The organism is Microbacterium arabinogalactanolyticum, assembly GCF_030268005.1.
GTDB lineage: Bacteria > Actinomycetota > Actinomycetes > Actinomycetales > Microbacteriaceae > Microbacterium > Microbacterium arabinogalactanolyticum.
The window spans coordinates 949582-962204 of record NZ_BRZC01000004.1 but is presented as its reverse complement, the minus strand read 5'-3'; the positions used below and the strand labels follow the sequence as shown (position 1 = coordinate 962204).

The 12623-nt window shown below is 71.2% G+C and carries 10 protein-coding genes; 6 read left to right on the top strand and 4 right to left on the bottom strand.

Annotated elements, in window-relative coordinates; translation table 11 throughout:
• Positions 1 to 43 precede the first annotated feature (43 nt).
• Entirely contained in the window at positions 44 to 733 is a 690-nt protein-coding gene (locus MIAR_RS09085; protein WP_285634434.1) for an IclR family transcriptional regulator, read from the bottom strand.
• Between the two features lie 147 nt (positions 734 to 880).
• On the opposite strand from MIAR_RS09085, the gene MIAR_RS09080 reads away from it, so the two are divergent.
• The 6 genes from MIAR_RS09080 (at position 881) to MIAR_RS09055 (ending at position 8278) form a co-directional block, all read left to right on the top strand.
• Complete coding sequence (locus MIAR_RS09080) at positions 881 to 2749, top strand: FAD-dependent monooxygenase (protein WP_285634432.1); 1869 nt, start codon at positions 881 to 883, stop codon at positions 2747 to 2749.
• 84 nt (positions 2750 to 2833) lie between these two features.
• On the top strand, positions 2834 to 3805 hold the full coding sequence (locus MIAR_RS09075) for an ABC transporter ATP-binding protein (protein ID WP_285634430.1): 972 nt from the start codon (positions 2834 to 2836) through the stop codon (positions 3803 to 3805).
• Positions 3806 to 3807: 2 nt separating this feature from the next.
• Positions 3808 to 4620, top strand: a complete 813-nt coding sequence (locus tag MIAR_RS09070; protein WP_285634428.1) for an ABC transporter permease — start codon at positions 3808 to 3810, stop codon at positions 4618 to 4620.
• A gap of 26 nt (positions 4621 to 4646) precedes the next feature.
• Positions 4647 to 5825 (top strand): sensor histidine kinase, encoded by a 1179-nt coding sequence (locus MIAR_RS09065; protein ID WP_285634426.1) that lies wholly within the window; start codon positions 4647 to 4649, stop codon positions 5823 to 5825.
• Positions 5819 to 6430 (top strand): response regulator transcription factor, encoded by a 612-nt coding sequence (locus tag MIAR_RS09060; RefSeq protein WP_285635731.1) that lies wholly within the window; start codon positions 5819 to 5821, stop codon positions 6428 to 6430. The genes MIAR_RS09065 and MIAR_RS09060 overlap by 7 nt, the downstream gene beginning before the upstream one ends.
• A gap of 102 nt (positions 6431 to 6532) precedes the next feature.
• Complete coding sequence (locus MIAR_RS09055; RefSeq protein WP_285634425.1) at positions 6533 to 8278, top strand: Na+/H+ antiporter; 1746 nt, start codon at positions 6533 to 6535, stop codon at positions 8276 to 8278.
• A gap of 33 nt (positions 8279 to 8311) precedes the next feature.
• On the opposite strand, the gene MIAR_RS09050 is transcribed toward MIAR_RS09055, so the two are convergent.
• From MIAR_RS09050 to MIAR_RS09040, 3 genes are all read right to left on the bottom strand, one after another.
• The gene (locus MIAR_RS09050) at positions 8312 to 10048 is read right to left on the bottom strand and encodes a thiamine pyrophosphate-binding protein (RefSeq protein WP_285634423.1); all 1737 of its coding nucleotides are present in this window, start codon (positions 10046 to 10048) and stop codon (positions 8312 to 8314) included.
• A gap of 164 nt (positions 10049 to 10212) precedes the next feature.
• The gene (locus MIAR_RS09045) at positions 10213 to 11028 is read right to left on the bottom strand and encodes a class II glutamine amidotransferase (protein WP_285634421.1); all 816 of its coding nucleotides are present in this window, start codon (positions 11026 to 11028) and stop codon (positions 10213 to 10215) included.
• Between the two features lie 101 nt (positions 11029 to 11129).
• The gene (locus MIAR_RS09040; protein WP_285634419.1) at positions 11130 to 12620 is read right to left on the bottom strand and encodes an MFS transporter; all 1491 of its coding nucleotides are present in this window, start codon (positions 12618 to 12620) and stop codon (positions 11130 to 11132) included.
• Positions 12621 to 12623: the final 3 nt, after the last annotated feature.

Here is a 12623-nt window from a genome sequence, read left to right as displayed (position 1 = left end):
CTGTGCGTCTCTGCGGCGGAACGGATGCCCGCGGGCAGACCGATCAGCCCCCGAGCGCCTCGCGGATCGCGGTCGCCGACTCCTGTAGACGGGTGGCGATCTCGGCGTCCGGATGCCGGGAGGCGACGTGCACGACGGCCAGTGCGGCCGGGCGCCGGCCGCGCAGCGAGAGCGGCACGGCGATCGAGTGCAGATTCGGGATGACCTCGTCATGGCTGGTCGCGTAGCCGCGGGCACGCGCCTCTGCCACCTCGGCGCGCAGCGCCGCGGAGACGTCCGGCCATTCGGCATCCACCAGCTGCGAGAGGATCGCCTTGCCCGGCGCCCCGGCCGTGACCGGATGCCGCGTGCCAGGCCGCTGCGCGACGTTGGCGACCGCATGGCGGGGCTCGACGCTGGTGAGCGTGATGACCTCGTCGCCGTCGAGCACCGCCAGGAACGCGGTGAGGGCGAACTCGTTGGCGACCGCCGTGAGCTCGGGGAGCGCCTCGGCCTGCAGGTCGTGTGCGACTCCCGCGGCGAGTGCCGCCATCCGCGGGCCCAGCGCCGCGAGCCCCGACGCGTTGCGCGCCACGAGCCGATGATCCTCGAGCGTGCGCAGGAGTCGATAGGCGATCGAGCGATGCACGTCGAGCCGTGCGGCGACCTCGTCGATCGAGAGGGGGCCGTCGGCGAGGATCTCCAGGATCCGGATGCCGCGGCTCAGCGTCTGCGAGGCGGGGGCGGCGGGCACGGTGGCTCCTTCGGTCGCGGGCGGCTCTTGTCAGGGCATCCGCTCGTCGTATACGATCTGTTCAATAGTAGAACGGTGCGTTCGAATATAGAACACGCGTTCCTGCCGCGCAAGACCTGACGATGCAGTCCAGGGAAGGACCCGACGATGCAGTTCCACCACCACGGCTACGTGTCCGGCGAGCCCCGCGTGCTCCCCGCCGAAGGACTGGGCATCGACCGCCCGGCGGACCTCCCCGACGAGATGGACGTGCTCATCGTCGGCTCCGGTCCCGCGGGCATGCTGCTGGCCGCCCAGATGTCGCAGTTCCCGACCGTGAGCACGCGCATCATCGAGCGCCGTGCCGGCCGCCTGGAGCTCGGTCAGGCCGACGGCATCCAGCCCCGCAGCGTCGAGACCTTCCAGGCGTTCGGGTTCGCCGAGCGGATCATCGCCGAGGCGTACAACATCGGCTGGATGAACTTCTGGGGCCCCGACCCCGAGAACCGCGAGAACATCATCCGCACCTCGCGCACCGAGGACTACGGGCTGAAGATCAGTGAGTTCCCGCACCTGATCGTGAACCAGGCGCGCGTGCTGGACTACTTCGCCGAGGCCGCCGCCCACGGCCCCGGCCGCATCGTCCCCGACTACGGCGTCGAGTTCGTGGGCCTCACGGTCCAGGACGAGGGGGAGTACCCCGTCGAGGTGCGCGTGAAGCACACCTCCGGTCCCCGCGAGGGCGAGGAGCGCACCATCCGCGCCAAGTACGTCGCGGGCTGCGACGGCGCCCGCAGCGGGGTGCGCGAGGCGATCGGCCGCAAGCACGTCGGCGCCATGGCGGCGCACGCCTGGGGCGTGATGGACGTGCTCGTCAACACCGACTTCCCGGACTGGCGCACCAAGTGCGCGATCAACGCCGAGGCGGGCAACATCCTGCACATCCCGCGCGAGGGCGGCTACCTCAGCCGGATGTACATCGACCTGGGCGCGGTCGCCGAGGGCGACAACCGTCAGGTCAAGCACACGCCGCTCGAGGTCGTCATCCAGAAGGCCAACGAGATCCTGCACCCCTACACGCTGGACGTGAAGCAGGTCGCCTGGCACAGCGTCTACGAGGTCGGCCACCGCGTCACCGACGGATTCGACGACGCGCTGGACGGTGACCGGCATCCCCGCGTCTTCCTGACGGGCGACGCCTGCCACACGCACAGCGCGAAGGCCGGCCAGGGCATGAACGTGTCCATGCAGGACGGCTTCAACCTGGGCTGGAAGCTCGGGCACGTGCTCAGCGGGCGCGCTCCGCAGGAGCTGCTCTCGACCTACGGGGCCGAGCGCCGTCCCGTCGCCCAGCAGCTGATCGACTTCGACAAGGAGTGGTCCTCGCTCATGGCCCGCAAGCCCGAGGAGATCTCCGACCCGCAGGAGCTCGCGACCTTCTACCTGGGCACCGCGGAGTTCCCCTCCGGGTTCATGACGCAGTACGAGCCGTCCATGATCGTCGACGGCGCATCGCAGCAGGAGCTCGCCGTCGGGTTCCCTCTCGGCAAGCGCTTCAAGTCGGCCGAGGTCACCCGGGTCAGCGACGGCAACGCCGTGCATCTCGGACACCACGCGACGGCCGACGGGCGCTGGCGCGTGTACGCCTTCGCCGACGCGGATGCCACGAAGCTGGCGGCCTGGGCGGATGCCGTGACGCCCGTGTTCGCGCGCTACACGCCGCGAGACGGCGACGTGGACGCCGTGTTCGACGTGAAGGCGATCTACCAGCAGCGTCACGACGAGTTCGAGTTCACCGACGCGCCGGCGCTGTTCCGCCCGCAGACCGGACCCTTCGGACTGACGGACTGGGAGAAGGTGTACGCTGCGGCGCCCACCGTGTGGTGCCACGACGACATCTTCGACGTGCGCGAGCTCTCCCGCGACGGCGTGGTCGTCGTGGTGCGTCCCGACCAGTACGTGGCGGCGATCCTGCCGCTGGACGCCGTGGACCGGCTCTCGGAGTTTCTCGAGGGCGCCCTCCTGCCGGCATCCTGACATCGGGTCGGCATGACATCTGTCATGCCGACCTCATGACATCGCCCTCCGGTGTCCGGCGCCCGCGCCGACGACGCTGGATACATGCAGACGACAGCAGCACCGCAGACGCGGGTCACCCCCGCTCCCGCCATCCAGGATGCGCATCAGCAGGACGCCGTGATCGAACTGCGCGGCGTGCGCAAGGGCTACGGCACGGGTGACCGCCGCGTGCAGGCCGTCGACGGGGTCGACCTCGTCATCCGCCGCGGCGAGATCGTCGCGCTGCTCGGGCCGAACGGTGCGGGCAAGACGACCACGCTCGACATGCTGCTCGGACTCACGGATGCCGACGAGGGCACCGTCCAGGTGCTCGGAGGCCGCCCCGCGCGCGCCACCGCCGACGGCTCCATCGCCGCCGTGCTGCAGACCGGCGGGCTGCTCTCCGACCTCACCGTCGGCGAGACCGTGCGCCTGATCGCCTCGCTGCACGGCAGGGCCGCGCTCGGCCGCGTGCCCGAGGTGCTGGCCCGTACCGATCTCGAGAAGATCGCGCGCCGCCGGGTGTCGAAGTGCTCCGGTGGCGAGCAGCAGCGCGTGAAGTTCGCGCTGGCCCTGGTCGCCGACCCCGACGTGCTCGTGCTCGACGAGCCCACCGCCGGCATGGACGTGACCGCCCGCCGCAACTTCTGGGACGTCATGCGGGCGGATGCCGATGCCGGGCGCACCATCGTCTTCGCCACGCACTACCTGGAGGAGGCGGAGCAGTTCGCCCGCCGCACGGTCGTGATGAACCACGGCCGAGTGGTCGCGGACGCGCCCACGGCGCAGCTGCGCGCCGGGCTCGGCGCCAGGACGGTCGCCGCGAGCCTCCCCGAGGCCGGCGCCGAGGGGATCCTCTCCTCCCTGCGCGATCGTGACGACGTGACCGAGCTGCGCGTGGACGCGGATCGGCTCACCCTGCGCGCGGCCGACTCGGATGCTGTGGCCGCCGCACTCCTCGCGTCGGGAGCACACGATCTGGAGATCACGGCGCCCACCCTCGAAACCGCCTTCACCGCCCTGACGGAGGACTGACCATGACCACCACGACCCCCGCCTTCACCCGCACGCCGCGTGCTCTGCGCGTCCCGCGCAAGGGCATCTCGCCGACCATGCTCCGCATCGAGGCGCTGCGCCAGCTGCGCAACCCGTACACCCTCGCGTTCACCCTGGCGATGCCAGTGGTGATGTACATCCTCTTCGGCGCCAGCGCCGCGTACGGGTCGCAGTCCGCAGGTCACGGCAACGTGTCCTTCTACGTGATGATCTCCATGGCCGCCTACGGCACAGCCGTCGCGATGAGCTCGCTGACCTCACTGGCCGCCACCGAGTCCAAGCAGGGGTGGGGTCGTCAGCTGGCCATGACGCCGCTCGGAACGGTCGGCTACGCCCTGACCAAGCTCATCACCTCGGTGACGTTCGCCGCCCTCGCGCTGGTCGCGGTGTTCACGGCCGGCGTGCTCACGGGAGCGAAGGCGGACGACGCCTGGCGCTGGGTCGCGGCCGCCGCGATCATCCTCGGCATCGGGCTGATGTACGGCCTGTTCGGGCTGGGCGTGGGGCTGTTCTTCAACGCCGACTCCGCAGCCGCGCTGGCATCCATCTCGATGACCTTCTTCGCCTTCTTCGGCAACGTGTTCATGCCCCTGGACGGTGTGATGCTGTCGATCGCCCGCTTCACCCCGCTGTACGGTTTCGTGGCGCTCAGCCGGTGGCCGCTCACCGACGGGGTGCTCACCACGGGGCAGGCCGACCCGCTCTGGATGCCGCTGCTGAACGTGCTCGTCTGGCTCACCCTGTTCTCGGTGCTGGTCGTCGCAGGGGTGCGCCGCTCGCGGACACGCCGGTGACACCTGCGCGTCAGTAGGTTGGACTCATGATGCGGGAGACCGACGAGACGGCCGCGGGCCGGGACGCCGAGGCGATCCGGGCCGCGGCCGGTTCGCTGCCCGCCACGTGGATGGCGGAGCGGCGAGACAGGCAGCCGAAGAGTCCCTGGGACCGGTTCGGCTGGCTGATGGCCGTGATCTGGCTGGTCTTCCTGGCGTATCCCGTGATCGCGCTGCTGGGCTCGACGGCGCCCGAGGGGTGGATCATCGTCGGCTGGACGGCGATGGCCGCCTTCGTCGCCCTGTACGTCCTCGGCTTCATGCGCGGGATGAGCTCGGGAGGCGGTCTCGGGCGTCCGCCGGCGCCCGGCCAGTGGCTGTTCTTCGCCGGGCTGATCGTCTGCGCGGTGATCTCGATCCCGGCGGAGGGCGGCTCGGCCCTGAGCTTCCTGCCTTTCATCATGTCGTTCGCGTCCTACGGGCTGAACCGGATCGCGCACTGGGTGACCTTCGCCGGCGCGGTGACGGTGACCGTGCTGTGGATCCTCCTGATGCCGGGAGGGCTGAGCTACGTCTCGGTGCTCGCGATCATCGCCCTGCTGGGCGTGGTGAACACGGTCTCGACGTGGCTCATCATCCGCTCCGCCGACGCCGATCGGCTGGGCCTCGAACTGGCGACCAGCGAGGGCCGTGAGGCCGTGGCGCGTGACGTGCACGACCTGATCGGGCACTCGCTGACCGTCGTCAAGCTCAAGGCGCAGCTCGCCCGCCGTCTGATCGACACCGACCCCGAGCGCGCCAAGGCCGAGCTCGCCGCGATCGAGTCGCTGACGGCGGAGGCGATCGCGGGCGTGCGGGCGACGGTGGCGGGCGCCCGGGCCGCATCCCTGACCGAGCAGCTGTCGGCCAGCGCCGATGCGCTGCGATCCGCCGGTGTCACGCCCGTCGTCGACGGCGATCCCGGTGCGCTCTCGCCCGCGCAGGGACTGACGGCCAGCTGGATCCTGCGTGAGGCGACCACGAACATCCTGCGTCACGCCGACGCCTCGACGGTGACCGTCTCCGTGCGGCCGGGCATGCTGGCCGTCCAGGACGACGGACGCGGTGCCGGTGAGCAGGAGGGCAACGGCGTGCGCGGCATGCGCGAGCGGGCAGCGGCCGCCGGCGCGCGCTTCGAGCTGGTCAGGCCCGTGACGGGCGGAACGCGTGTGGAGGTCACCTGGTGAGCATTCGGATCGTGATCGCCGACGACCAGGCGCTGGTCCGGGGTGCGCTCGCGGCATTGCTGGCGCTGGAGCCGGACATCGAGGTGGTCGGCGTCGCGGCCGACGGCGAGGAGGCGCTGACGATGGTGGGCTCCCTCGCACCGGACGTGTGCCTGATGGACATCCAGATGCCGGGTGTCGACGGCATCGAGGCGACCCGGCTGCTGCGCGCGGCGAGCCCGGCGACCCGCGTGCTCATCGTCACGACGTTCGCGCGTCCCGGCTACCTGCGGTCGGCCCTGGATGCCGGCGCCGCGGGCTTCATGGCCAAGGACGCCCCGGCCGAGGAACTCGCCGACGCCGTGCGGCGCGTGCACTCCGGGCTGCGGGTGCTCGATCCGGCGCTCGCCGAGGAGAGCCTGTTCGAGGGCGCGAATCCGCTCAGCGACAGGGAGCGCCAGGTGCTGCGCCTGGCCGCGGACGGAAGGTCGGCCGCGGCGATCGCATCCGAGGTCTTCCTCTCGGCGGGGACCGTGCGCAATCACCTCTCATCCGCGATCGGCAAGACCGGCGCCGGGAATCGCGCCCAGGCCGTGCGCATCGCCCAGGACAAGGGATGGGTGTGACGGCACCCTCTTCCCCGGGAGGACACACGGGAATACCGTCTCCTTGACGGGCGCTGTGCTCTGAGCACGTCGCGTCCGCTGCGACGGCGGATGAGGTGGCGCATGGAAGGTCTGGAGATCACGGTCCTGCTGGGACTCACGATCCTGGTCGGGACGATGCTCGCTCCACGGCTGCGCATCGCGCTGCCGCTGGTGCTGGTCGTCTTCGGCCTGCTGCTCGGCTTCGTGCCGGCGCTGCGGGAGATCCAGCTGCCCCCGGAGACAGTGCTGCTGCTGTTCCTGCCGGTGATGCTGTTCTGGGAGAGCCTGACGACCTCGCTGCGGTCCATCCGTCGCGACTTCCGGTACATCCTGCCGATGAGCACCCTGCTCGTGGTGGCCTCGGCGTTCGCCGTCGCCGGCGTGGCCGTCCTGTTCGGCCTGCCGTGGGAGATCGCGCTGATCCTCGGCGCCGCGGTCGCGCCTCCGGACGCCACCGCGGTCGCCGCGCTCGGCCGCCTCCTGCCGCGGCGCAGCTTCATGAAGCTCAAGGCCGAGAGCCTGACCAACGACGGCACGGCGCTGGTGCTCTACGCCATCGCGGTGTCGCTCGCGGTGGGCGGTCAGGTGACGCCGCTCATCGTCGCCTGGACGGTGGTCGTCTCGTACCTGGGTGGCATCCTGGTCGGGGCCGCGGTCGCCGCGGCCGGGTGGATGCTGCTGCGCCGCACACCGTCGACGATCGCGATCAACGTGACGATGCTGCTGGTGCCGTTCGTCTCGTTCCTGCTCGCCGAGATGATCCACGCCTCGGGCGTTCTCGCCGTCGTGGTCGCGGGACTCATCGCCGCCCACCTGAGCTCCCGGGTCACCACCGCGGCATCCCGGCGGCAGGCCGAGGCGGTGTGGCCGTTCGGGGTCTTCCTGCTCAACGGCGCGCTGTTCGTGCTGATCGGTCTGGAGGTGCAGTGGGTGGCGCACCAGACATCGCTGCAGACCATCGGCTGGCTCCTGCTGGCGACCGTCGTGGTCTGGGTGACGCTGCTCGTGGTGCGCTTCCTGTTCCAGCTGCTCGCCCTGCCGTTCCAGCGGCTCGGTGGCGGGCAGGTGCATCCGAGGGGGCTTCGGACCAGAATGCAGATCGTCTCGACCGTCGCGGGCATGCGCGGCGCGGTGTCGCTGGCGATCGCGCTGTCGGTTCCGATCGCCGACGGCGAGGGCATCCGCCTCGCCGGGCGCGACGACATCATCTTCGTCACGGCCGGAGTCATCCTGCTGAGCCTGCTCGTGCAGGGCCCGCTGCTGCCGGCGGTCGTGCGGTGGGCGCGCTTCCCTGTCGACAACGGTGAGGCGGAGGAGTACGAGCTCGCCGAGCGCGCCATCTCCGGCGCGGCGATGGCTGCGCTCGACGGGCTGGCCACGCAGCACGGGATCAGCGACGAGGTGCGCGACCGCCTGCGCCGCGAGGGCTACGAGCGCCTCGAACTGGCCAACGCACGCGCGATGGCCAGGGAGCGCGCGATGATTGACGCCGAGGTGGGTGCGATGGAGGTTCTGCTCGATTCTCCCGACCCGCTCGCCGACGGCTCCGTCGATCTCAGTGACCAGGCCGCGGCGGCGGGCCTGAGCAGCGACCGAGTGACGCTGCAGATGGTCGCCACATCGACCGAGGTCGATCTGGAGCAGCGCTCGCCGCTAATCCGCCACGAGGAGATGTCGCGGCTCAAGCTCGCCGTGATCGAGCACAAGCGCGAGGTTCTGCGGGGCCTGCGCAGATCGGGAACGGTCGACGACCTGGTCGTGTACCGGATCTCCGCAGATCTGGATCTGGAGCAGGTGCGGCTGCAGGGGATCGAGCAGCTGGACTGATCGAACAACTGGGCTGAGGGGTCCTCGCGCGGGTCAGGAGTTCACGCGGATGATCTCCTGCTGGTACGGGGCGATCACCTTGCCCGAGATGCGCAGGTCGAGCACGAGGAAGCGGCGGTTCGCCGGGTCCTCGGATGCCCAGGACGCCAGGCGCTCGAGGTCGTCGAGCGTGCGCACCACGACGCCCTCGGCGCCGACGGCCTCGCCGAACGCGGCGAAGTCGACCTGTGGGATGAGCATGGGACCCTCGGCCAGGCCCTTCAGCCCGTAGAGGTTGACCTCGGCGCCGTAGGCGGCGTCGTTCCAGATCACGGCCATCCCGTGTCCGCCGGCCGCGCGGACCGCCGACTCCAGGTCGGGGATCGCCATCAGGCCGCCGCCGTCGCCGGAGGTGAGCACGACCGTGGTCTCCGGACGTGCGCGGGTCGCGCCGACCACGCTCGGCCAGCCCTGGCCGATCGACTGGAACGCGGTGCCGACCATCATCATCCGGTCGGGTGCCGCGACGGGCCAGTACATGTTGGCCCAGCCGATGAAGTGTCCGCCGTCCGAGACGACCACGCGGTCCTCGGGCAGCAGCTCCGCGATGCGGCGCGCGGCTGAACGCGGGTCCAGGCGTCCGTCGGGTGCGAGCGCATCGCCCTCGGGATACGCGCGAGCCGAGGCGACGTCGACGGTCTCGCGCCAGGGCTTGTGCGCTTCGCGCGGAGATGTGCGCTTCGTGCGGACAGTACCCGCAGATTCGTCCGCGGCAGGCGCACTTTCCCGCGCGAGGTGCACGTCGGATGCGGCCGAGCGGAGCCGCTCGACCAGCGCCTCGGCCGCCACTCGCGCGTCCGCACGCACGAAGCCGCTGATGTGCGGGTGCGTCGCGGTGGGAGCCACGTCGATCTGGAACACGCGGGTGCCGGGCGCGAACAGCTCGCCGAAGCGCATCGTGAACTGGTTCAGGGAGGCGCCGAACACGACAGCCACGTCGGCCTGCCGGATGAGCTCCATGGCACCGTCGGCGCCGAAGCCGCCGGTCACGCCCAGGTCGTAGCGCGTCTTGGGGAACACGCCGCGCCCCAGGGCACTGGACGCGGTCAGGGCGCCGGTCGCGTCGGCCAGTGCACCGAGGGCCTCGCTCGCGCCCGCCAGCCACGCGCCGCGGCCGGCCAGCAGGAAGGGGCGCTCGGCGCCGGCGAGAGCCGCCGCGATCTCGTCCAGCATCCCGCCGGCGAACTCGCCGCGCGGAGCCAGGGGAGCGGGGATGCGGGGCGCGGGCGCCTCGGGAACGGGCCCCGCTTCGAGGGCCGCGACGTCGTAGGGGATCGCGAGCACCACGGGCACCCGATAGGTGAGGGCGTGCTCGATCGCGATGACGGTGGTGGCCGCAGCATCCGCTCGGCCGGTCGTATAGGTGCGCGCGCCGACCGCCGAGGCCAGCGCGATCTGGTCGACATCCCACGGACGAGGGCCGGACGTCGGCTCGTCGCCGACTACCAGTACCAGGGGCACGTGCGCCTGCACGGCCTCGGCGAGCGAGGTGATCGTGTTGGTGAAGCCGGCGCCGTAGGTCGTGGTGGCCGCGGCGATGCGACCGGATGCCCGGAAGTGCGCGTCGGCCGCGACGACGGAACCCTGCTCGTGGCGGACCGCGGTGAAGGTGGCATCCGTCTGGGTCTCGATCGCGTCGAGGAAGTAGGCGTTGCCGTTGCCCATCACGCCGAAGACGTGGTCGATGTGCTGGGCGAGCGTGAGGGCGACATGAGCGGACACGGTGGGCATGCGAAAGCCTTTCGAGAGGAACGGAGGGGGTCCGTATGTGTCTCGCCGCTCGCGCGCCATCGCGGGACTCGATCGGAAGTGCTCCTGGATCGGTCGCAGAGTGCTTCGTGCCCCTTTTTCGGGCACCGGCCGTGGCCGGACTCCTCGATTCTAGCGATGCTCCGTCAGGATCGCGCGGCCAGGAGGGAGGCGATCCCGATCGTCGAGCGCCTCCGGTCGTCGAGGCGGATGGCGATGACCGACTCGGCCGGGAGCGGCTCCCAGTCCGGGCCGGCCACGCCCGTCGACCCGACCATGACCGTGCCGTCGGCGGTCTCCCGGATGCGCAGAGCGAAGTAGTCCTCGTTGTGCTCGTCCGGAAGCATCTCCGCCACCGGCGCCAGTCGCGCCAGGTCATGCTCGGTGAGGATGCTGGTGGCACTGGCGTGCACGACCACGAGGTGCTCGGCGTCGATGATCAGCGCGTTGAGGCTGGCGAGCGGGAACAGCTCGCGCAGCGTGTGCGCGACGTGCGCCGCTGCCTCGGGGAGCGGCTCTCCGGCCGCGACCCGTTCGCGGATCAGCGCGAAGTACATCTCGCTGTCGGTCGTGCCCTGCAGAGCTGCGACGCTGTCGGCGGAGAGCAGCCCCTGAAGCGTCTCGCGCGGCTTGATCGTCCCGTTGTGCGCGAACGCCATGCCGTCCGCCTCGAAGGGATGCGCGTTCCGGATGTTCACGGGCAGCCCGGCGGTCGCCCAGCGCAGGTGCACCACGGCTGCGCGACAGGGGGTCGCAAGGGCCGCGTCGAAGTCGGGGTCCTCGGCGGCGGAGATCGCCGAGCGGGTCACGATCGGAGCGTCGCCGGGGGCGCGCACACTCGCACGGCCCCAGCCGTCGCCGTGCAGCCGCGCCAGCGACAGCAGGCTCTCCATGCCGTCCGCTCCCAGCTCTCCGCGCGCGCTGGCGGTGACGGGGGAGACGAAGGCGAACAGGCGGCACATGAGGGGACCTCGGTCGGTGGACGGATGCGGTGGGAATCCGTTCCGCGGAGCGGACGCCCTCTTCGTTTGTACCCCATCGCCGGCGGGGGTGGGGCCGTGCGTCAGATGTGCGACTCGGCGAGCGGGCGCCGCTCGAGCGCGAGGATCATCACCAGCGCGGCCAGGGCGAGGGGGATGAGCGCCAGGAACAGCGGCGGCAGCGCGGAGGCGTATGCCTCCGCCACGGCCGACCGCAGCCCGGGGTCCAGCAGCGCGAGCTGCTCGGGGGAGATCGTCGCCAGCGGCAGATCCTCGCGCTGCGGGATGCCGCGCGTGTCGAGCGCGCATGCCAGCGCGTCGTGCAGGCGCGAGGCGAAGGCGACTCCGACCAGCGATATCCCCATGGTCGCGCCCGCCTGCCGGAAGAAGTTGTTGGCCGCCGTCGCCACGCCGATGTTCCGTGCCGGAAGGGCGTTCTGCGCCAGCAGGGTCAGCAGCAGCACGTTCGTGCCGATGCCCGCGCCCAGCAGCGCCGCGGAGAGCGAGAGGCGGAGCGGGGTCGTGTCCGGGCCGAGCGTCCCGAGCAGCAGCAGCCCGACCACCACGGCGCCGGCGCCGAGAGCCGGGATCAGGATGTACCGACCCGTCCTCGACACGGCGAAGCCGGTCAGCGTGGACGAGGTCACCGTCGCGACGATCATGGGCAGCAGGAGAAGACCCGCCTGCAGAGCGGAGAGCCCGAGCACCATCTGCGCGAACGACGGCAGGTAGGAGAGCACCACGAACGAGGCGACGCCGCTGCACAGCATCCCGGCGAGCGTCGCGAGGACGAAGGTGCGGCTGCGGAACAGGACGCCGGGCAGCACCGGCTGCTCGGCCCTTCGCTCGGCGAACACGAGTGCGCACACCGCGCCCGCGCCCACCGCCCCGATGAACCATGACCACTCGGCGGGGAGCGAGGCGGAGGTGGCCGTGACCAGCGCGGTCGTCGCGATGCACAGCAGCAGCATGCCGGCGATGTCGGGCTGCACCCGGACGTCACTCGGCCTGCTCGGCGCGATGAATCTCGCGCCCAGCACCATCGCCACCGCCAGCAGGGGGAGGGTGCCCCAGAACACCCAGCGCCACCCGGGTCCGTCGGTGAGCCAGCCGCCGATCAGCACCCCGCTGATGGTCGCGACCGCCCACACCGAGCCGAAGGCGCCGGCGTACTTCGCGCGCTCGCGGGAGGGGACCGCCGCGGCCATGATCGTCTGCGTCAGCACCATCACCCCGCCGCCGCCGATGCCCTGGGCGAGCCGGGCGATGATGAGCACGTCGAGGTTCCAGGACAGCGCGCCGAGCAGCGTGCCCAGGCCGAACACGATGCTCGCTCCGAGCAGCAGGCGCTTGCGATCGAGCACGTCCGACAGCGCACCGGCCAGCGGCATGCTCAGCGTGGACGTCAGCACGAACGCGGCCACGATCCAGCCGATGCGGTCCAGCCCGCCGAGCTCGGCGATGATGGTGGGCAGCGCGGTGTTCAGCACGGTCTGGTTGAACGAGACGACGAGCATCGACGCCATCAGGCTGATCACCAGCATCCGCACCGGCGCGGCGGCCGGCGCCGTCATGTG